Below are 21416 nucleotides of genomic sequence, written 5' to 3'. Positions count from 1 at the left end.
ATTCACTCCGTAAAAGAGTAGTACGTATATGAATGATTTTCTGTCATGTTCTGTGCAAAATCCTCAAACCATTCCAACCATCTTTTGAAAACAAAGTTATAATCCAATATATCATTCTGTTTTTGCTCATCCATCAAGAGCCAGAACATATTATTTGCAATGCTCAAAGCTTCTATTTCCATAATTTCAGGGTTTTTGTTACCCCAGTCTGCAACTTTTTCTTTTATTTTTGCTCTTAGTTGAATGTTTTTTGATGCATCGTCTATTGAGATTCCCATTTTCGATGCAATCTTATTGACCAGTGCAGATTGTCCCCGGTCAAGAATGTCTGCAGATACCAGTGAATCTTTTGATGAACTGTAAGTAAAAAGGTCAGAAAACATATTATCACTACTGTATTCAGAAGTGATCAGATCATTTACTTCCGCGATCTGAGTTACCCGTTTTTTCTTGTTCATTTCACCAGCCGTTCTCGTGCTTGAGCATATCACAATTGCATCAGTAGCCTTGAATGAAGAAGATGGTACTTTCAGTGTATTTATTATTCTTTCATAAACGGCCTTTGCTGAAGCTCCATGAATTGTACCCATTACAGAATTTCCTGCAGTACCTACCTGCATGGCTTCATAAAGGACTCTGACCTCAGTACCTCTTACTTCTCCTATGACAAGCGATGAATTTCCAAGCCTTAGAGCTGCACGCAATGCAACTTCAGGTGTCATTTCCGCATTTGATTTCATGATCGATGATTGGGAATTCATTCCCTGAATCTTCCATCCAAGATTTTGAAGCGGTTTCACAGGAATTTCAGGGGTGTCTTCAATTGTAAGTATTCTGTATTTTTGAGGGATCTCGGCGATCATGGAACTCAGTAGCGACGTTTTTCCGGCCCCGACATCTCCAGCAATCAGTATGGATGACTGTCCTTCAGCCATAAAGCTTAGAAGTCCTGCAGCAAGGGGTGAAATTGTTCCTGAACTGATCAGCTTTGGGAGTGTCCATGGAGTATGTGCATGTTTTCGGAATGCATATGCAAGTCCATTAGAGCTTAAAGGATCTCCAATAACTGAAACTCTTACATCTGGATCATCAAGCTTCATCTCCAGGACCGGAGTAGCTTCCCCAAAAGGTCTTCCACTGATGGCTCTAAAGCGTGAGACCATTGAATCCAGATCATTCTGGGAGAGAAATACGTTAGTTATACATTCTTCATCATCTATCACCACATTAACTGGATTGCTGTCTGCAGGTGCATTGATATACACATCAGTTACACGGGGATCTGACAGTATATCTTCGAGGATCCCCAGTCCGCTTGTGTATTTTGCCAGAAGGTCTGAATAAATATCTACCCTGGAAGGATTCAGGTAGTTCCCATATAATTCTGTATCTTCTAATAGTATCCTTTTTGCTATCTGCCTGAAATATTCCCTTGAATTAGCTGGATCTGCAAAACTTAGATCATCTGGACGATGCCGTATTATTTTTTTTCTGATTCTTTCTATTGTACTCAGGTCTAAAGGATCCAGAAAATATTCGAAAGGTTTTATGAAATAGAGTTTTTCTGGTCGATCATTGAATGCATATATGGATATTTCCAGCTCTCTTCCTTTTTTGTACTGAATGTCATAACACTCTATAAATTCAGTATTGTCGGGAGGCTCTGCATATATTCTGGAAGTTGAAAAAGAGGGCCTTACATAAGATCTTATCTGGGTATTGTAGTCAGATATGGCTGCTTTTTGTTTTTGAGCCTTTAATCTATTTTTGGTAATAAGTGCTTTCTGTTTGATTTCATTTAGTATAAAATTGAATTGTTCAATACAGCTGTTACATTCTGAATGATCTGGAAGATTATCTAATATATGCCCTTCAATTTTAGTTCCATTTTGTTCAAACAGAATATCCATTATTTGCAGAGGATCCTTAAATGACTGCGCGATCAAAGCATCAATAATCTCTTTTCTTGCTATTTGACATTTTAATTTCTCAGGATATGTACATCCGCTGTCTGTTAGCGCTGCGTTGTTATAAGCATTTATGAAATCACAGAAATATGCAAATTCTTTTAAGATCGTCAGACTTTCCTTTTCATATTCTCTTTCATACAGATGGGAAAGTACCAGTCTATCAATATACGGCTCTTTTAAGAGGACATGGATTATATTATCAAGACAGGATTTATCGTTTAAGTCTGATGAGAATGAACATTTCTTACAGTTTAATATCACTTTTCTTTCATTGCTAGTATTAACCAGCTTGTAGTTACATATTTTATTTTGCTGTTCACTTTTCCTAAGTGATTGCAATATCTTACTTATGGATATCAAATGCTACACTTCCACATTGAACTTCTTTCAAATTTTCACTAAATCACTATAGAATAACAAATATTTTGCCTATATATAAATTTCTTTATTATGTATTTGTCTTTCTTAAGAATAAATCAAATATGAGATATTTTCAAAAATTTTCCTTTTGGAATTATATTAAATAAAATGTAATCCAATAGTAATTCATGTGTATCATCATTTTCAAAAATCGATCAGGAAATTAAATATGAGTATCAGAAATGAATATTCACTGATTTTCAGAAATTCTCCACATGGAATATTTCATTTTAACACCAATGATGTCATTACTGATTGTAATGAAAAAATGGCAAATATTCTTAGGCTGCCCACTGAGAAAATAATTGGTTATAGGTTAGATGAAGTTTTTGAGAATGATCTTATTTTCAGTAGCCTTAAAGACGTATTCTTCAAAAAAAGAACTCATTATGAAGGAGACCTTGAACTAAAAGATGGCAAAAAGTCAATTAAAATAAAGATAGATTGCAGTCAGAATATATCAGATGATGGCTCTATCGTTGGGGGTATCTGCATTGCTGAAGATATCACCCGACATAAAAAATTAGAAGATGCCCTGAAATTGGATGAGTCCAGACTTGAAAGTCTGTTAAAGCTCAATATGATCAGTGATAAAGCAACAATGCAGGAAATCACAGATTTTGTCCATGAAGCTGCAGTTAACCTCACCGGGAGCAAAATTGGATATGTTGCGTTTCTAAATGAAGATGAGACTGTCTTTACAATGCATACATGGTCAAACAGCGTAATGAAAGAGTGTTCAGTTCCAAATAAGAAATTTGTTTATCCAATTGAAACGACCGGATTGTGGGGAGAGCCGGTAAGGCAGCGAAAGCCTATAATCATCAATGATTATCAATCATTCAATTCACTTAAAAAAGGATATCCCCCGGGACATGTAGAACTGGAACGCTATATGAGCGTTCCTGTATTTGATGATGATAGAATTGTGGCAACAGCTGGTGTTGGAAACAAGGATGAAGACTATGACCGAGCAGATGTACGTCAATTGAGATTGTTAATGCAGGGAATGTGGAAAATCATTCAGCGAAAAAAGTCGCTGGAAAAGCTAAGATCATATGCTGAGGAATTGGAACGCTCCAATGAATTGAAAGAATTGTTTCTGGATATTCTTCGTCATGATCTATTAAATCCAGCAGGCGTTGTAAAGGGATATATAGACCTTTTAATTGGCCAGGAAAAAGATCATTCGAAAATTCAGGTCCTTAAGACAATTGAACGTAACAACAATAAAGTTATAAAAATGATTGAAGATGCTTCCAGGTTTGCTAAGTTGGATTCTATTGAGGATATTGAATTTGAAACATTTGACATAGGACTTATGCTTAAAAATGTAGTTGATAGTTTTTCCCCACAGATCGATGAAAAAGAAATGGATGTGGATTTTCAGTCTGAGGGAGTATATCTTGCCCAGGCAAACCCGATTATAGAAGAGGTTTTTGTAAATATTTTTTCCAATGCAATAAAATACAGTCCAGAAAAAAGTAGAATAATCATCGATATTCTGGATGCAGGTAAGTATTGGAAGATCATGGTAACCGACTTTGGTGAAGGGATTGATGAAAAATCCAAGCCCTTTATTTTTGAAAGGTTTAAACGAATGAACAAACCAGGCATTAAGGGTACAGGCCTGGGACTTACGATAGTTAAAAAGATCATTGATCTTCATGGAACGCAGGTCGGAGTTGAAGATAACCCCCAGGGTAAGGGGAGTGTATTCTGGTTTACTGTTAATAAAGCGTAAGCATCTATGATTGTATGTGAAAGTTGAATTATAATGGTAAACAGCATATCTCATTTTGGAATTGGCTTTTTAATTGCATCATTTTTAGGATTTAAAGGACGTGAGAGAGTATATTTAGGCTTGATTGCAGTTATTCCTGACCTTGATTTCATACCAAACATTATTTTTTTTGCAATAGAAGATGCACTTACCTATGAATTGCGTACACAGCTATTTTATCTAATGGTTCATCGTGAGTTCATGCACTCATTGCTTTTCATACTGATAATAACTTCTATACTATGGTTCTGGAAAAAAAACAGGTTATTTACATTTACAGGCTTTCTCGTATTGCTTAGCCACTTTTTTCTTGATTATGCAACAAGCTGGAAAATGCGTCCTTTATATCCTTTTATAAATGAGCCATCCACTCTGGGGTCTATGTATTTTTTTGATCCTGTGATATCTGTGATTTCAATTATACCCATACTCATTTTTTTATTAGATATTAAAATGAAAAATAAAGTTGATGCTGGAAAAAACTGGCTGAACAAAATATATACCTATGCAAAAAAAAATGAAAGATTGATCTATAATATTCTTGTTGTAATTTTTGTTATATGGTGTGCAGTGACTCCTTTTGCAAAATATATGCTTGTAAACGAAGTCTCTGAAATAGAAGATGCAAAAATAAGCTACCAGAACACATATCCAGTATCTCCTGCGAGTTTCATATCTGCTTATTCATTCAATGATTCTCATTATAAAATTATGGAGATATCATATCATTCGGTAATTAAAAGAAGTGACTATGTTGAGAAAATAACCTATACCGATTCAACCTATGAATATTTAGATACCGACATTAATCCTTATATTGAAAGAGCATATGAACTCTATGCATCTAACCCTGCCCAGCAAATTGATTATCCAGTTTATTCAGTTATGATTAATGAGTCCTCTGTAACAGTGGTTATTGGGGATGCACGAAGCAAATATGTTAGATTCTGGGCATATTTTGTTGTGGAGTACGAATTTGTTTTTGATCGTAGCTATCCAGAAGGTAAATTCGTTGCGTTTTTTAGAGACCAGCAGGGAAATGAAAGAAAAGCACCTGATAGCTGGTTTAGACGAAATAGTTAAGTTTGACTGGGAATTATGCAAGTAGGTTGTACATAATATTGCTATTTCAGAATAAATAAATGAATGAACAGGATAAAAGATTATCCACCAGAAACAATCTTTAATATTGTTAGATCTCCTGAATCTATAATTTCATCAAGTGGAACTGCCTGTCCATTGTTTAATACAAGAACCGTTTCAGGATTGATATCCAGTATATTCAGCAATTCTTCATATGTACATTCATCGTCCACGTCCATTTTTTTTTCAGATTTGTTCCCCATCAACAGTTTGAGATTTATTTTTTTGCTCACTCTAAATATTCACCACCTTCAGACTCTTCTTCACTGAGCTCTTCTGTCCCGATAAGGTCATTAAGATTTTCATGGATTAATTTTTCTTCCAGTTTTTCATGCTTTTTAACCCCTTTTCGCTCAGTATCTCTTTTATGGAACTTGGACATTTCATTTCACCTCAAAGAACTGTCTTTTGCTGATATACTTCCACATTATGTGGCGTTCCATGGCTGGCTGCTTTCAAACCAGCGACATGCCAGGGGTATCAGTACTCCCTTCCAGCACATATCATTTCGTACTGGACTAACCTATGCCTGAAGATGCAATGATTGAAAGCTGCATTAACTTCGCATGGTTAAAAAACTACAATATAATATATGGTTGATAATTATATGTACTTTGCGAGAAATATATGCTACAAATGCTACTGCATTACATAGAAACCTGAACAAAACACAAAAACTTAAATGCAATCAGGTATGTAGTAGCGGATGTTTCATTATCGGGATATATTCCCGTAGGGATGTGATTCGTTAAACCGATGAATTGAACCATGAAACTAAGATGAAACAAAGGTGACCAAATTGTCAAAATCATTTTATGGATATGTCAGAGACGCATGGAAAGATCCTGATAATACATACGTGAAGGATCTCAGGTGGGAACGTCTTCAGAAATGGAGAAAGGAAGGTTCACTGGTCAGGATTGAAAGACCAACACGTATAGATCGTGCAAGATCACTGGGGTACAAAGCAAAACAGGGGATCATAATCGCAAGGGCAAAGGTTCGTCGCGGTGGTTTGAGGAAATCCAGGTACGTGCGTGGTAGACGTACCCAGCGTATGGGCAAAAACAAAATGACTCCTGGAAAGAGCATACAGAGAATTGCGGAGGAGCGTGCTAGCAGAAAGTATCCTAACATGGAAGTCCTGAACTCATATTGGGTAGCTGAAGACGGTATGTCCAAGTGGTATGAGGTAATTCTTGTTGATCCTGCACATCCTGTCATTCAGAATGATAAGAATCTCAACTGGATATGTAAAAGCTCACAGAAGGGACGTGCGTACCGTGGTAAAACCAGTGCTGGAAGGAAAGGCAGAGGTATGATGGGCCGTGGTAAAGGTACAGAAAAAACTAGGCCAAGTATAAGTTCAAAGTTGAGTCGGGTCAAGTGATTCAGTATATTACTCTGCGAGTTAACGCGCATTCAACGGAAGATAGATCCAGGGTTGATCAAGCCCTGGATTTTTTTTTGCAAAATATTGATTCTGACAAAGAAAAGTTAGTTGAGACCATATCCGCTGAGGGACATTATGGCAACCCAATTATCATTTATAATGCCCAGATCACTCAAAGATCAAAGTGCAGATATTTTATCAGCTTTCTAAAAAAGGAATTAAATCCCGATGATCTTGAAAAGTTAAGATCTGAAATAAGTCTCAGGCTTGATGAAGATCAGTTCTTCTACATGAAATTTGATAAGCAGACAGCATATCAGGGAAAACTTGAACTCTCATCGTCATCTGATGCAGTTACCGTAAAAATGAAAATCACCACTTTCCCAAAAAACTGGGACAATGCCAGAAGATTTATGGAGGAAGTGCTTGAATAAATACAAATTTTATGAATGTAATGTACATTCTTATCCAGACGGGACCAGTTCAGTTTCTGAAATTACAGATTTTGCAAAACATCTGGGCTATTCAGGTATCGTTATCACCACACACTCAAACAATAAACGAGCTGACATTGACATGGACTACGAGGAGGATGAACTTAACATTTATAGGGGAATAGAAATTGTCACTGATTCTCCTTCGAAACTTCACGGCCTTGTTGGAAAATATAGGAATAAGGTAGATATTATTTCAGTTCATGGCGGGAGTGAAAAAATAAATCGGGCAGCAGTTGAAAATCCAAATATAGATTATCTGGCGCATCCTATTACTCCAAGAGATAGTGGACTCAATCATGTACTTGCAAAAGCCGCATCCACCAATAATGTTGCTATTGATTTTAATCTCGATCTTATAACAAAGGGACGTGGTGGGAAAAGAGTACATTCATTGTTACACTTTAAGAACAATCTAAATCTTGCACGTAAGTTCAATGTTCCGTTAATCTTAACGAGTAATTCATTTTCAATTTATGATATGCGTGCTCCACTGGAAATGATAGCGCTTGCAAAACTATTTGGAATGACTCGAGATGAAGCAATGGATGCATTATCCAATACTCCACTGAGAATGCTTGAAAAAAACAATAAGAGTAGCTTTATTTTCGAAGGTGTTGAGATTATAAATTGATGACCTGGAGGCTTTGCATTTGAAAATACTTCCTCCCACATTAAGAGAAAAAAAACGTTACCTTGCATTTGAACTCGTATCTGAGAAAAATGTTCTGAGGGAAGATCTGATAAGTGAAATATTCTCATGTGCGAACCTGTTAATCGGAGATGTAGGGTCAAGCGAGTGCAATATGAGACTGCTTAAATATGAAAATTCAAAAGGTATAATAAGATGTAATTACCTGATGACTGATACTGTACGTGCGGTACTGGCTACTGTTAACTCCATTGCTGGAATACCTGTAGTAATATATGTCATGGGGATATCTGGAACTGTGGCAAAAGCAACAGAGAAGTATTTAGAAAATGAGAATATATTTAAACCCGATAAACATTGATACAGTCACATATAAATTAGTGTAGACTATATTATACAAGGCATTTAACCAATTTTACATATATAATATTCACAGGAGATGATAAACGCATGCAAATGGCACCACAAATGGGATATGATAGAGCGATTACTGTTTTTAGCCCTGACGGACGTATATTTCAGGTAGAGTATGCCAGAGAAGCTGTAAAAAGGGGTACTACTGCAGCAGGTATAAAGTACAGGGACGGTGTTGCTCTGCTGGTTGACAAGAGAATTACAAGTAAGCTTATTGAGGCGGAGTCAATTGAAAAGATATTTCAGATCGATGAACATATTGGCGTAGCCACCTCCGGGCTTGTTGCTGATGCCCGTGCTCTTGTAGATAAAGCAAGAATCGAAGCACAGATCAACGTAGTATCATATGATGAACCAATTGGTGTAGAGGTGCTTTCCAAGCGGCTCTGTGATCATAAACAGACATATACTCAGTTTGGTGGTGTAAGGCCTTATGGTACAGCATTACTGATCGCAGGTGTTGATGATGACAGACCCCGTTTGTTCGAAACTGATCCAAGCGGAGCACTTCTGGAATACAAAGCAACTGCTATTGGTGCCGGAAGAAACAGTTTCATGGAAACTTTTGAAGCAAACTATGCTGATGATATGGATCAGGATGCGGCCATTGAACTTGGAATGGATGCTATCTACCAGTCAGCTGAAGGAAAGTTAAATGCCTCAACAGTTGAGATTGGAATCGTTGATACAGAAAGCAAAATGTTCAGGAAACTGTCATCTGATGAAGTCAAATCCTATGTGGATCGAATTCTTCAAAAACACAAAGAAGATGAACAGGAGAGTTCTGAAGAAAAATCGGAAGAATCGTCAGAAGAAGATACTGAAGAAGATTCTGAGTAATTATGATGTGAAAGGTGTTCAATATGGTATCTTTAGATGAAGCTGTGACTGCAAGACTTAAAAAGGGCGGAAAGCAATTTGAAGTTCTGGTAGATCCGGAAGGTGCCCTTTCCCTGAAGAAAGGAGACGATGTGCAGGTCGAATCAATTCTTGCAGTTGAATCTGTTTTTGAAGATGCTGCTAAAGGGGATCATTCATCAGAATCAGATCTTGCTAATGTGTTTGGGACAAATGATGTTATTGAAATTGCGAAGAACATAATTGAACATGGAGAACTTCAGCTTACCAGTGAACAGAGAAAGCAGATGCTGGAGGATAAAACCAGACAGGTCATAACTACAATTGCGCAAAACGCGATAAATCCCCAGACAAAAACCCCTCATCCTCCTTCAAGAATTGAAAAGGCAATGGAGGAGGCAAAAGTGCATATAGACCTGTTCAAAAGTATAGATGAACAGGTCAATATTGTAATGAAAGCGATACGTCCAATTATTCCCATAAGATTTGAAGAGGTTGATGTGGCTGTAAAAATCCCTCCGGAATATGCAGCAAAGTCATATGGTGAAATATCAAAGTTCGGTCAGCTTGTAAAAGATGAATGGCAGAATGATGGATCATGGGTAGCTGTTGTAAGGATACCTGCCGGAATCCAGAACGATTTTTACAGTCTTATCAATCGGCTGACTAAAGGGGATGCTGAAACCAAATTATTATAAGGTGCTATATTATGGACAGAAAAATTGTCATACCCGGTGAATTGTTGTCTGAGAATGAACAGAACGCTGGCCTGGGTACTTATGTTAAAGAAGGAAAAGTTTACTCTTCCTTATATGGAGTATTAAATATAAAGAATAAAGTTGATGTTATACCTTTTTCCGGAAAATATATACCCCGTGCAAAGGACTATGTAATTGGAACTGTAGTTGACATAACATCTTCGAACTGGTTTTTTGATGTCCGTGCACCATATACAGGTATGTTACACGTATCTGAATATCCCAAACGCGTTGAATCTTCTCAGATGTCTGATTTATTGGATGTTGGCGATTCTGCTATTTTGCGCGTCAAAGATGTGGACCAATCCATGAAAGTTGAACTTACACTGCGTGAACGTGGACTCAAACGCATCAAAATTGGAAGGGTCATAGAGATCCCTCCGTCAAAAGTTCCAAGAATAATAGGTCATGGTGGGTCTATGGTTTCCATGCTTAAAAAGGAAACAAAATGTGAGATATTCGTAGGTCAGAACGGAAGGATATGGATAAACGGTCCTGAGGAAAATATGGATCAACTAACTGATGCAATAAGATTGATAGTCAAAGAGTCACATATCCATGGACTTACTGACCGAATATATGAATTTTTAACTGATAAAAAAAGCAATGTTGATGTGGATAGCTATGTTTCTCCTGGAGATGATATTAAATTCCAGGAAGATGATGAAATTCCTGATGATATTCATCGCAAAATTGATGCTTTACTGGATTCATCTGAAGATTGAAATGTTCTATCAATGAGACGTAAGAATATGTTTTTATAAATTAATTTGGAGAATTATTATGAGCGATAAACCGGATAAATTCATCGATGATAATGGTCTACGTCTGGATGGCAGGCGTGTTGATGAAATAAGGCCAATGAAGATTGATATAGGTGTACTCTCCAGAGCCGATGGATCATGCTATCTTGAATGGGGTAAGAATAAAGTTCTGGCTGCTGTATATGGACCGCGGACTCTTCATCCTCGAAGAAAGCAGATTCCAGATGCTGCGCTGATAAGATATAGATATAATATGGCCTCCTTTTCAGTGGAGGATAGAATCCGTCCCGGACCCAGCAGGAGAAGTGTTGAGATATCAAAGGTCAGTGCAGAGGCTTTCGAACCCGTTGTTCTTACAAAATTTTATCCAAATACTGTAATTGACATTTTTACAGAAATTATTCAGGCAGATGCCGGTACAAGAACGGCTGCAATCAATGCAGCTTCAATTGCGCTTGCAGATGCAGGCATTCCTATGAAAGGTCTGGTATCTGCATGTGCAGTAGGAAAAGTCGATGGTCAGCTGGTTCTTGACCTGAATAAAGATGAAGATAATTTTGGAGCTGCAGACCTTCCGGTAGCAATGACTCAGGACGGAGAGATAACTCTGATCCAGATGGATGGAAATCTGACACAGGAAGAGTTTAAAGAAGCTATTGAAATGGTCAGGGCTGGGTGTATGGAGATCCTCGAAATCCAGAAAAAAGCATTGTACACAAAATTTGGAGATGATTCTTCTTTTGATTTGACCGAAGAAGATCTATCTGATATACAGGCTGATGAACAGCTAATTGATGAAGATGCAGATAACCCTGCTAATGAAGATGATGAAGGGATAGATGAGCCTGAAGATATTGATCCTGATGAAAAAAAGATAAATGAGGAAGAAGAGCTGGACGGTGAATCCGATGAGCAATGAAATAATGGCCAGACTTAAAAAAGATTATATTTACAATTTGATGCTTAAAGGACAGCGAGAGGATCATCGTGAATTTGATCAGCTAAGAGACATAAAGGTCGAGACAGACGTTGTCGAAAAAGCTGAAGGGTCCGCAAAGGTGCAATTTGGTGAAACACAGCTAATAGCAGGTATAAAACTACAGACTGGGACACCGTTTCCTGATTCTCCAGATGAGGGAGTTATTATTACAAGTATGGAATTGAACCCAATAGCATCCCCTTTTTTTGAACCAGGACCTCCTAATGAAAATGCAGTGGAAATGTCCAGAGTGGTAGATAGGGGAATCCGTGAATCAGGCACAATTGATTTAAAGAAGTTATGTATTACAGAAGGAGAAGAAGTCTGGATGGTTTTCATTGATATACATGTATTAAATGATGGTGGAAATATTCTGGACGCAGCTTCTCTTGGTGCTATTGCAGCACTGATGACTGCAAAAATACCACGTGAAACAAAAGGTTACGGTGAAGACATACCAGTTCCTGTGAGGGAAATGCCGGTTGCTGTAAGTCTTGTGGATATAGAAGGGCAGTTAATGGTCGATCCTACTATAGATGAGGAAACAATCTGTGATACAAAATTAACAATAATCTCTAATCAGGATGGAAGTATCTGTGCAATGCAGAAAAGTGGCAACGGAGCTCTCAGCACTGATCAGGTATTTGAAGCGGTTGAGACTGCAACAGAAAAAGCATCTGAGATAAGGGAACAGTATCTTTTGAACATTTAAACGGTTTATAGCACTGAGCTATAAAAAAATTGACCGCTAAACAATAAGATTACTGATGGAGGAAAATTTCGATGGCAAAAAAATATACAAGTAAAGGACATGTGACCAAATCCGCAGGTAGGTTTGGTACAAGATACGGACGAAGAGATCGTAAACAGGTTGCAAATATTGAAGAAAAGATGCGAAAAGAGCATGTCTGCAATGTATGTGCAAGGCCTACAGTAAAACGTGCCGGAACTGGGATGTGGAAATGCTATAAGTGCGGACATACTTTTGCAGGTGGAGCCTATTCCCCAACAACTCCTGTTGGAAGAACAGTCCAGCGTATTGTTAAAAAAGCTATAGAAGAGGTAGAGTAAATCCATGGGTTACAAATGCACTCGCTGTAAGAGGGCTGTGGAAATTGATTATGAATATACCGGAATACGTTGTCCCTACTGCGGACACCGAATACTGGTAAAAGAAAGGCCCACTACTATTAAAAGAATTAAGGCAGAGTAAGAAGTATGATCATTACTTCTTCTCGTAAACCTTCAGATAAGACTCGAATTATCTGCAAATACTTTGCAGACTTTTTTAATTCTGAATATATCAATCGTGGTAAAACCAGTTTTGATTATTTACTTGATATCTCCAAAGAAAGCCCTATGCTAGTTATTGGAGATCACCATGGAAATCCGGGTAGTATGACTATTTACAGAAGTGGAAATTCTACCTACCTTTCTGTATATTTTAATGTCCGGGACCTGCATACTGTGAAATATACTAAACTAAAATCAAAGTTGCCTGTCTGTGTAGGTTCAGGAAAACTTTCTGAACTTATATGTAATTTTATTCCATTTGAGGACCGAATCTTTGAAGATGTGCCCGAAAACAACTCTCGTTTTTTGGAGGTAGATAATGAAAATATGGTCTTTTATGACTCGGGCAGCATAATTTTGAATTTAGCTGTCAATAGTTTTAAGTTAATTGATGAGGAGTATTGAAAATGGAACTAACTTCCAGATCAATTTTTGAAATTTCAGATAATAGCATTGCAAGATATATTTATGATACATTGTTGCCTGAAATAGAAACTCCTGTATCAGATAGGTCAAATGTGATGCTTTTTCTTGAGGACAATACCTTAATTATGACCGTTCAGTCTTCTGATATAATATCCATGCGTTCTGCTCTGAATACATGGCTTCGTCTTATTGCTATCTCTTATGAAATATTCAATAAGCTGGAAGCAGATTCTGCACTTGAAATATAAAAGATGATCTTAATAGAAAGATTAAAATCACTTCAGATCAATTGAAATGCCAGGTGAATAATATGAATGGAGAATACCCCCCACAGGTACAGAATCAGCTGGCTCAGCTCCAGCAGGTCCAGCAACAGGCTCAATCCCTTGCAATGCAAAAGATGCAGACCGAATCTCTGAAAAAAGAATCTGAAATGGCAATGGAAGAGCTTGAAAACCTGCCGGATGATGTAATTATTTACAGATCAATTGGTGACCTTCAGATCAAAGCAAGCAAAGAAGAAACAGTTTCTAAATTAAAAGATAAGATAGAGTCACTATCATTAAGACTGCAATCAATATCCCGACAGGAAGAGAGAATCTCCAAAAGATTTGCTCAGCTCCAGGAGCAGATCAAACAGTCGATGAGCAATGCACAATAATAATCCATCATTCTACAATTAATCAATTCAGGATATTATCCTGTAATGATTAGAGGCGTAAATGCAAGTAGATGAAATCGACTTTTACAACAGGCTATTGAACTATCGTCATATTCTATATTTGTGCCATCGTAATGCAGATCCTGATGCAGTGAGCAGCGCATTTGCTCTATCTGAAGCAATTGGTGGTACTGTAGGTCTTGTTGATGGATATAACAGAGTTGCTTCAATACTGATAGATAGATTAAATATAGATGTTGTTGAATCACCCAATCCGGATGATTATGAGTTCACACTGATAGTTGATACTTCAACATCAGCTCAGCTAAATGACATACAGCTTTCCAGATATGGAGTGATTGATCATCATGCTACTACTGCACTAACTGAAAAGGCAGATTTTTATCTTCACAGGCAAGCCACCTCAACGGCGGAAATAGTATTCAGTGTGCTCAAGTGTATGGAAGCTCCTGTTATGTCAAGAGTTGCCATTGGGCTTCTTACAGGCATTGTTACTGATACTGGTCACTTCAAGCATGCAACCTCAGAGACTTTTAAAGCAGTTGGTGAAATAGTGGAAACCAGCGGTGTAGAATATGCAGAGGTCCTTGATCTTATGGCCAGTACCCCGCAGGATATTTCAATGAGAATAGCAATGCTAAAAGCAGCATCAAGAGCAGAAACTCAACGTACCGGTGACTGGCTGATCTCAACATCTCATGTAAGTTCTTTTGGAGGATCAGCTGCTTCTATGCTAATAAATATTGGTGCAGATGTTTCTTTTGTAGGTACTTCCAGAGAGGATTCTACAGCAAGGATAAGCGGCCGTGCAAAAAGGGAAGCTGTCAATGCAGGAGTAAATCTTGGCAAGATCATGGAAGAGGTCAGTGAGCATTACGATGGAACTGGTGGTGGTCATGCCGGCGCTGCAGGAATAGATGTTAATTCAGATCTGGATGAAATATTGAATGAATGTAAAATGCATGTAATAGATATTCTCAAAGATCAGGAGAATCCTTCTAATTTATAGATCTTCATATAATTTTATTGGTGAATAAAAATGATTGAGTACTGGAATCCACAAATTGAAAGACTCCCATCTGTTGAATTAAGAGAACTCCAGGAAGAAAAACTGAAAAAGATTGTGCAATATGTGTATAGTCATTCATCCTTTTATCGAAAAAGATTTGATCAGGCAGGAGTAAAGCCTGAAGATATAAAATCACTGAATGATGTGAGAAAACTTCCATTCACTTATAAACAGGACCTCAGGGATACTTATCCGACAGGAATGTTCTGTGTTCCAAATGAAAGACTGGTTAGATTTCATGTTTCTTCTGGTACTACAGGTAAGCCTACTGTTGTTGGATACACTAAGAATGATATTAATGAGTGGACCAAGTCGCTTGCAAGGGCATTAACATCTATAGGACTGGGACGTGGTGATGTACTACAGGTCAGCTATGGATATGGGCTTTTTACCGGCGGACTGGGACTTCACTATGGTGCAGAGGAGATTGGATCAACAGTCCTCCCAACAAGTGCAGGAAACACAGAAAGACAAATGGAGCTAATGGATGATCTTGGAACAACTGCAATTGCATGTACTCCTTCATATTTTTTATTTCTGAACGAAGCTGCTAAAAAAGAAGGTATAGATTTTCAGAAAGATACGAATTTAAGGGTTGGGATCCTTGGAGCTGAACCATGGTCTGAAGAAATGCGCAAAAGGATTGAAGAATCAACAGGGATAAAGGCCTATGATGTGTTTGGAACATCCGAACTAAGCGGTCCATTGTTCACGGAATGTGTTTATCAGGAGGGGATACATATATGGGCCGATCAATTTCTGGTAGAAGTAATTGACAGTGATACCGGAGAGCCAGTTCCTGATGGGGAAAGAGGTGAACTTGTTATCACAACATTATCAAAAGAAGCTCTGCCATTGATCCGCTACAAAGTTGGAGATACAACTATTCTTAATAGTGAACCCTGCCAGTGTGGGCGTACTCACCCTCGAATAATGAGGATTTTGGGCAGAGTAGATGATATGCTGGTTGTAAGGGGTATAAATGTATTCCCTGGACAGGTAGAATCTGTATTGATGAAGATACCTGAAGTTGGTGAACATTTCATGATAATAGTTGATCGTGTCAATGAAATGGATACTATGACAGTACAGATTGAAATGACAGATGCTGCTTTCAGTGACAGAGTAAATGATATGATCTCTCTGGAGAAAAAAGTTGCATCTTCTCTGAAATCCATATTGAATCTCAGTGTTAATGTAGAACTTGTTGAGCATGGTTCACTCCCAAGATCAATTGGAAAGTCAAAAAAGGTTATAGATAAAAGAGTATTATAATATATAGATGAATTATCATAATTATTATTAGGTGGATTTATGATGATGGATAAAATAATCAAGCAGATATCACTTTTTTCTGAAAACCGACCCGGAAGACTTGCAAACACGGCTGCAAAACTTAAGAGAGCAGGAATTAATATCAGGGCTTTTACAATAGCTGAAGCTGGTGATTTTGGGATTATCCGGATGGTAGTGGATAATCCAGATGAGGCTCACAGAGTTCTCCACGACTCCGGATTTACTGTGTCAGAAACCAGTGTGCTTGGTGTAGAAATGGATGATGTCCCAGGAAGCCTTGCAAAAATAGCGGATGTACTCAGTAAACATAACATTAACATAGACTATGCGTATGCTTTTGTTACCAGAACCGACAAAGCATTCCTTATTCTCAGAGTTGATGATATAGAAAGTGCTTTGAATGTTCTTGACGAGGCTGATATCAAGTTAATAGATATGAAGGATATTAAAAATCTGTGAGCTGCTGATAAAATTTTCTCTAATTATATTTTTTGAATAAATTACAGATATTGAGAACTGAAATAAAATTTAAGCTGGATTATAGATCCAGCTTCTTAATCATTTTTGATGTCATCTCCGTTTTCCAGAACTGCCTGTGCTGCAGCAAGCCTTGCAATAGGTATTCTGTATGGTGAACAACTAACATAATCCAATCCGCTCACATACCCAAATTTTATAGATTTTGGTTCTCCTCCGTGTTCTCCACAGATTCCAACCTTCAAATCAGGATTTGTAGATCTTCCTTTTGTTATTCCCATTTTGATCAGCTCACCAACACCTTCCTGATCCAGAACTACAAAGGGATCCATTTCAAGTATTTCTTTATCTATGTATAATGGTAAAAACTTGCCTGCATCATCCCTGCTGAATCCAAATGTCGTCTGAGTCAGGTCATTTGTACCAAATGAGAAAAATTCGGCATGCTGGGCAATTTTATCTGCGGTTATTGCTGCACGGGGAAGTTCTATCATTGTACCAATAAGGTAATCTATCCGGGTGCTGGTGTTATCCATAGTTTTTTCTGCTATCTCTTTCACCTCATTTCTTATCAGAGATAGTTCTTTAGCATCAGATATCAGAGGAATCATTATCTCAGGTACTACAGTCACATTCTCTGACATGAGTTCACAGGCAGCTTCAAATATTGCCTGTACCTGCATTTCATATATTTCTGGATAGGTGATTCCCAGCCTGCATCCTCTGTGTCCAAGCATGGGATTTATTTCTTTAACAGCTTCAACTCTCTCAATAAGCTTCTTTACCTTTTCTATTTCTTTTTTATTATCATTGCCATATTGAAGTTTTGCAAGCTTTGCTTCCAGTTCTTCCAGCCTTGGTAGGAATTCATGCAGTGGTGGATCCAGAAGTCTTATCGTTACGGGATATTCTTTCATAGCCTTGAATATTCCAATGAAATCTTCTTTTTGCATTGGGAGAAGTTTTGATAATGCTTCTCTTCTTTCATTTTCATCTTCAGCCATGATCATTTCACGTACCACCGGAATCCGGTCTTCTCCAAAAAACATATGTTCAGTTCTGCAAAGTCCTATTCCTTCAGCACCAAATTCATAGGCAATAGCTGCATCTTGAGGGGTATCTGCATTTGTTCGGATCCTGAGCTTGCGTATTCCATCAGACCATTCAAGGATTGTTTCCAGGTCTTTGTTTACACCGGGAACTGCAAGTTCTACTTTACCTGCAATAACATTACCGCTGGTGCCGTCAATGGAAATATAATCTCCTTCTTTTATTGTATACTCGCCTGCCATAAAGCAGGCATCATCAATATCAATAGTTATATCATCGCAGCCAGCTACACATGGCTTACCCATACCTCTGGCAACTACAGCTGCATGAGATGTCATACCACCTCTTACTGTAAGTATTCCTTCTGCTGCATGCATTCCTCCTATATCTTCAGGAGATGTTTCGGTACGTACCATGATCACCTTTTCACTATTCTTCTTCATTTCTTCAGCATGTTCAGCAGTAAATACAACTTTGCCAACTGCAGCTCCTGGAGAAGCTGCCAGTCCTCTAGCAATCACTTTATACTCAGAGCCTGGTTTTATCATCGGGTGTAGCATCTGGTCAACATGTTTTGGCTCTACCCTTAAAATGGCTGTCCTTTTATCAATGAGCTTTTCCTCAACCATATCTACAGCAATTTTGATTGTAGCAGCAGCTGTTCTTTTCCCAGTTCTTGTCTGGAGGATATAGAGTTTACCTTCTTCAATCGTAAATTCGATATCCTGCATATCTTTGAAATGCTGCTCTAACCTGGTGAAAATTTCAACAAGCTGATCATAAACATGAGGCATTGCTTCCTCTAATGTTTCAATTGACTGCGGAGTCCTTATTCCTGCAACAACATCTTCACCCTGAGCATTGATGAGATATTCTCCGAAATATTTTTTTTCACCTGTGCCTGGGTCGCGGGTAAAAGCGACTCCCGTACCTGAGGTATCTCCCATATTACCATATACCATGGTCTGTATATTTACGGCTGTACCCCAGTCATGAGGAATGTCATGCAGTTTTCTGTAGGTTATTGCCCTCTGGTTGTTCCATGAGCTGAATACTGCATCTATTGCCATCTGGAGATGTTCCCTAGGATCCTGTGTAAACTTTTTGCCAATATTTTTTTCAATTATCTGCTTAAAGCTTTCAACCAGTTCTTTTAGTGCATCTATATCAAGTTCAGTATCCAGCTTAATCCCAAGTTCTTTTTTCTTGCTCTCGATCATTGCTTCGAATTCATCATGATCGATTCCAAGAACAACATCACCAAACATTGCCAGGAATCGTCTGTAGCTATCATAAGCAAATCTCGGGTTATCTGTTTTTCTGGCAAGGCCTTTAACTGATTCATCATTAAGGCCCAGGTTCAAAACGGTATCCATCATTCCTGGCATTGAAGCCTTTGCTCCGGAACGTACAGATAATAATAGTGGATTATGTGAGTCTCCAAACTTTTTGTTATTGATTTTTTCCAGTTTTTTAATTGCATCGTTAATCTGCTGGAGAAGCCCTGAAGGATACTTTCCATGTTCAAGATAATAGACACAAACCTGAGTCGTTATTGTAAATCCGGGTGGTACTGGAACTCCCAGGTTTGCCATTTCTGCGAGGTTTGCACCTTTACCCCCAAGCAGATCTTTCATGCTGCCATTACCGTCTGTTTGATTGTCTCCGAAAAAGTACACAAATTTGTTTTCTGCCACCAGATATCCTCCATGGAGCGGATGAATCTATTTGAATATTTTAATCATTGATGGTACTATCTGCTTTTAGAAAGCATCATTTAATATTTAAGTTTGTGGTTTATAGTCTAATTGTGTACATTTATATGAAGTACAACTCAGCTCAACCAAAATAGTAAAAAAATTTTATACTTAGATAGATAGATAGATAGATAGATAGATAGATAGATAGATTTGTGGATCAATAGATGACAGATATTTTCAGGGAACTTATTGAGGTAGATTTCACTAAATTTGGTGCTATATTTTAAATCCATTGCGAAACTTATATATAGAATTAGTTGGTTTATTATATACTAAACAGTTGTATTTATATATAGTTTAAAAGAGAAATATGAGACGACTTGGAAAAGTATTGCATCTTACAAGCCAGCAGAACATCATTGTTCGTGGAAAAGCGCAGGAAGACTCGGTCAAAACAAGCGATTTACCAAAGATCAATTCAGTTGTTGTGGACAAATCAGTAGAAAAGATTGGAAAAATAAACAATGTTTTTGGCCCGATAAATAATCCCTACTATTCGGTAAAACCACTCAAAGGATTAAATGTTGCTCAGCTGAAATTACTTGTGAATGAACGGGTATATGTTCAATAATATTTTTCAGATGAATTTGGTTATTTATTCATTTATTGCCGTATAAGCGTTGTGGTTGGTACGTGTATAATAATACAAATAGATGATATTATGATGACCACAAATCAAAAAGTTTGAACTTTATTGATAAAAATACATAGGAGACATTAAATGGTAGAAGTTGAAAGAGTCAGGTATTCTGACACTTCAGAAAGAGAAAAAATACGTGCTATGATAAAGGCGCGTAAGGAAAAAGAGAAATCTGATGATACTGAAAAGCCTGAGGTGATGTGTCCGGAATGTGGCAGCCGGAATCTAGAACATGATTATGAAAGGGCAGAACTTGTGTGTGCAGACTGTGGTCTGGTAGTGGACGCGGAGTTTGTTGATGAAGGGCCTGAATGGCGTGCATTTGATCATGATCAGCGTATGAAACGCTCCAGAGTAGGGGCACCAATGACTTACACTATACATGATAAAGGTCTTTCTACAATGATTGACTGGAGAAACCGTGATTCATATGGTAAGTCAATTTCGTCAAAGAACAGGGCTCAACTCTACAGGCTAAGAAAATGGCAGCGTAGGATACGTGTAAGTAATGCCACTGAAAGAAACCTTGCATTTGCATTATCAGAACTTGATCGTATGGCATCAGCCCTTGGTCTTCCAAGGACAGTCAGAGAAACTGCTGCTGTTGTCTATAGAAAAGCCGTAGATAAAAATTTGATACGTGGAAGAAGTATTGAAGGTGTTGCTGCAGCTGCACTTTATGCAGCATGTCGCCAATGCAGTGTTCCAAGGACACTCGATGAGATCGGAGAAGTTTCAAGGGTCAGCAGAAAAGAGATTGGAAGAACATATAGGTTCATTTCAAGAGAATTGTCTCTTAAGCTAATGCCCACATCTCCAATAGACTATGTTCCTAGATTCTGTTCCGGACTTCAGTTGAAGGGAGAAGTTCAGTCAAAAAGCGTAGAAATTCTGCGTCAAGCATCAGAAAAGGAGCTTACCAGTGGAAGAGGCCCAACAGGTGTTGCTGCAGCTGCAATATATATTGCATCGATTCTGTGTGGTGATCGAAGGACACAGCGTGAAGTTGCAGATGTTGCCGGTGTAACAGAAGTAACCATACGTAATAGATATAAAGAACTTGCAGAAGAGCTTGATATTGAGATCATTCTTTAA

Annotated in this window: 25 protein-coding genes; 21 read left to right on the top strand and 4 right to left on the bottom strand. The window is 37.9% G+C overall.

Annotated features, from left to right (window positions below):
- Positions 1 to 2 precede the first annotated feature (2 nt).
- The gene (locus MZHIL_RS05985; RefSeq protein ID WP_013898474.1) at positions 3 to 2330 is read right to left on the bottom strand and encodes a type II/IV secretion system ATPase subunit; all 2328 of its coding nucleotides are present in this window, start codon (positions 2328 to 2330) and stop codon (positions 3 to 5) included.
- Positions 2331 to 2559: 229 nt separating this feature from the next.
- Between MZHIL_RS05985 and MZHIL_RS05980 the strand changes: the two genes are divergently transcribed.
- Positions 2560 to 4134: a GAF domain-containing protein gene (locus MZHIL_RS05980; protein ID WP_013898473.1), complete on the top strand. Its 1575-nt coding sequence runs from the start codon at positions 2560 to 2562 to the stop codon at positions 4132 to 4134.
- 33 nt (positions 4135 to 4167) lie between these two features.
- Complete coding sequence (locus tag MZHIL_RS05975) at positions 4168 to 5256, top strand: metal-dependent hydrolase (protein ID WP_013898472.1); 1089 nt, start codon at positions 4168 to 4170, stop codon at positions 5254 to 5256.
- Positions 5257 to 5336: 80 nt separating this feature from the next.
- Here MZHIL_RS05975 and MZHIL_RS05970 read toward each other — a convergent pair whose 3' ends face one another.
- A complete protein-coding gene (locus tag MZHIL_RS05970) occupies positions 5337 to 5549 on the bottom strand; it encodes a sulfur carrier protein ThiS (protein WP_013898471.1) in 213 nt (70 codons plus the stop codon).
- Positions 5546 to 5698 carry a hypothetical protein gene (locus tag MZHIL_RS10625; RefSeq protein ID WP_013898470.1) on the bottom strand — a complete coding sequence of 51 codons (153 nt, stop codon included), beginning with the start codon at positions 5696 to 5698 and terminating at the stop codon, positions 5546 to 5548. The genes MZHIL_RS05970 and MZHIL_RS10625 overlap by 4 nt, the downstream gene beginning before the upstream one ends.
- A gap of 417 nt (positions 5699 to 6115) precedes the next feature.
- On the opposite strand from MZHIL_RS10625, the gene MZHIL_RS05965 reads away from it, so the two are divergent.
- The 17 genes from MZHIL_RS05965 to MZHIL_RS05890 all read left to right on the top strand — a co-directional run bounded on the left by MZHIL_RS05965 (position 6116) and on the right by MZHIL_RS05890 (position 16853).
- Positions 6116 to 6706 carry a 50S ribosomal protein L15e gene (locus MZHIL_RS05965; protein WP_013898469.1) on the top strand — a complete coding sequence of 197 codons (591 nt, stop codon included), beginning with the start codon at positions 6116 to 6118 and terminating at the stop codon, positions 6704 to 6706.
- A complete protein-coding gene (locus tag MZHIL_RS05960) occupies positions 6703 to 7143 on the top strand; it encodes an RNA-binding domain-containing protein (RefSeq protein WP_013898468.1) in 441 nt (146 codons plus the stop codon). Before MZHIL_RS05965 ends, MZHIL_RS05960 begins: the two co-directional genes overlap by 4 nt.
- Positions 7136 to 7837, top strand: a complete 702-nt coding sequence (gene rnp3 / locus MZHIL_RS05955) for a ribonuclease P protein component 3 (RefSeq protein ID WP_013898467.1) — start codon at positions 7136 to 7138, stop codon at positions 7835 to 7837. The genes MZHIL_RS05960 and rnp3 overlap by 8 nt, the downstream gene beginning before the upstream one ends.
- Positions 7838 to 7856: 19 nt before the next feature.
- Positions 7857 to 8216 carry an Rpp14/Pop5 family protein gene (locus MZHIL_RS05950; protein WP_013898466.1) on the top strand — a complete coding sequence of 120 codons (360 nt, stop codon included), beginning with the start codon at positions 7857 to 7859 and terminating at the stop codon, positions 8214 to 8216.
- A gap of 89 nt (positions 8217 to 8305) precedes the next feature.
- A complete protein-coding gene (gene psmA / locus MZHIL_RS05945) occupies positions 8306 to 9109 on the top strand; it encodes an archaeal proteasome endopeptidase complex subunit alpha (RefSeq protein WP_013898465.1) in 804 nt (267 codons plus the stop codon).
- Between the two features lie 23 nt (positions 9110 to 9132).
- Positions 9133 to 9825: a ribosome assembly factor SBDS gene (locus MZHIL_RS05940; protein WP_013898464.1), complete on the top strand. Its 693-nt coding sequence runs from the start codon at positions 9133 to 9135 to the stop codon at positions 9823 to 9825.
- Between the two features lie 11 nt (positions 9826 to 9836).
- Positions 9837 to 10610 (top strand): exosome complex RNA-binding protein Rrp4, encoded by a 774-nt coding sequence (gene rrp4 / locus MZHIL_RS05935; protein WP_013898463.1) that lies wholly within the window; start codon positions 9837 to 9839, stop codon positions 10608 to 10610.
- 58 nt (positions 10611 to 10668) lie between these two features.
- Positions 10669 to 11568, top strand: coding sequence for an exosome complex exonuclease Rrp41 (gene rrp41, locus MZHIL_RS05930; RefSeq protein ID WP_013898462.1), 900 nt, complete (start codon positions 10669 to 10671; stop codon positions 11566 to 11568).
- The gene (gene rrp42, locus MZHIL_RS05925; RefSeq protein ID WP_048815508.1) at positions 11558 to 12340 is read left to right on the top strand and encodes an exosome complex protein Rrp42; all 783 of its coding nucleotides are present in this window, start codon (positions 11558 to 11560) and stop codon (positions 12338 to 12340) included. Before rrp41 ends, rrp42 begins: the two co-directional genes overlap by 11 nt.
- 71 nt (positions 12341 to 12411) lie before the next feature.
- The gene (locus tag MZHIL_RS05920; protein WP_013898460.1) at positions 12412 to 12699 is read left to right on the top strand and encodes a 50S ribosomal protein L37ae; all 288 of its coding nucleotides are present in this window, start codon (positions 12412 to 12414) and stop codon (positions 12697 to 12699) included.
- A gap of 4 nt (positions 12700 to 12703) precedes the next feature.
- Positions 12704 to 12841: a DNA-directed RNA polymerase subunit P gene (locus tag MZHIL_RS10310; RefSeq protein WP_013898459.1), complete on the top strand. Its 138-nt coding sequence runs from the start codon at positions 12704 to 12706 to the stop codon at positions 12839 to 12841.
- 5 nt (positions 12842 to 12846) lie between these two features.
- Complete coding sequence (locus tag MZHIL_RS05915; protein ID WP_013898458.1) at positions 12847 to 13326, top strand: Brix domain-containing protein; 480 nt, start codon at positions 12847 to 12849, stop codon at positions 13324 to 13326.
- Positions 13327 to 13328: 2 nt separating this feature from the next.
- Positions 13329 to 13595 carry a KEOPS complex subunit Pcc1 gene (locus MZHIL_RS05910; RefSeq protein WP_013898457.1) on the top strand — a complete coding sequence of 89 codons (267 nt, stop codon included), beginning with the start codon at positions 13329 to 13331 and terminating at the stop codon, positions 13593 to 13595.
- A gap of 62 nt (positions 13596 to 13657) precedes the next feature.
- On the top strand, positions 13658 to 14008 hold the full coding sequence (locus MZHIL_RS05905) for a prefoldin subunit beta (protein ID WP_013898456.1): 351 nt from the start codon (positions 13658 to 13660) through the stop codon (positions 14006 to 14008).
- Between the two features lie 61 nt (positions 14009 to 14069).
- Complete coding sequence (locus tag MZHIL_RS05900) at positions 14070 to 15038, top strand: DHH family phosphoesterase (RefSeq protein WP_013898455.1); 969 nt, start codon at positions 14070 to 14072, stop codon at positions 15036 to 15038.
- 30 nt (positions 15039 to 15068) lie between these two features.
- A complete protein-coding gene (locus tag MZHIL_RS05895) occupies positions 15069 to 16373 on the top strand; it encodes a phenylacetate--CoA ligase family protein (protein WP_013898454.1) in 1305 nt (434 codons plus the stop codon).
- A gap of 42 nt (positions 16374 to 16415) precedes the next feature.
- Entirely contained in the window at positions 16416 to 16853 is a 438-nt protein-coding gene (locus MZHIL_RS05890) for an ACT domain-containing protein (protein ID WP_048815507.1), read from the top strand.
- Between the two features lie 95 nt (positions 16854 to 16948).
- Here MZHIL_RS05890 and ppdK read toward each other — a convergent pair whose 3' ends face one another.
- Positions 16949 to 19618, bottom strand: coding sequence for a pyruvate, phosphate dikinase (gene ppdK / locus MZHIL_RS05885; RefSeq protein WP_013898452.1), 2670 nt, complete (start codon positions 19616 to 19618; stop codon positions 16949 to 16951).
- A 373-nt stretch (positions 19619 to 19991) separates the two neighbouring features.
- Between ppdK and MZHIL_RS05880 the strand changes: the two genes are divergently transcribed.
- Both MZHIL_RS05880 and MZHIL_RS05875 read left to right on the top strand, forming a co-directional pair.
- A complete protein-coding gene (locus MZHIL_RS05880) occupies positions 19992 to 20252 on the top strand; it encodes an H/ACA ribonucleoprotein complex subunit GAR1 (RefSeq protein WP_013898451.1) in 261 nt (86 codons plus the stop codon).
- Positions 20253 to 20402: 150 nt separating this feature from the next.
- Positions 20403 to 21416, top strand: a complete 1014-nt coding sequence (locus MZHIL_RS05875; protein ID WP_013898450.1) for a transcription initiation factor IIB — start codon at positions 20403 to 20405, stop codon at positions 21414 to 21416.

The organism is Methanosalsum zhilinae DSM 4017 (assembly GCF_000217995.1).
Lineage (GTDB): Archaea > Halobacteriota > Methanosarcinia > Methanosarcinales > Methanosarcinaceae > Methanosalsum > Methanosalsum zhilinae.
The sequence above is the reverse complement of the archived record's forward strand: the minus strand, read 5'-3'. Positions and strand labels throughout refer to the sequence as shown.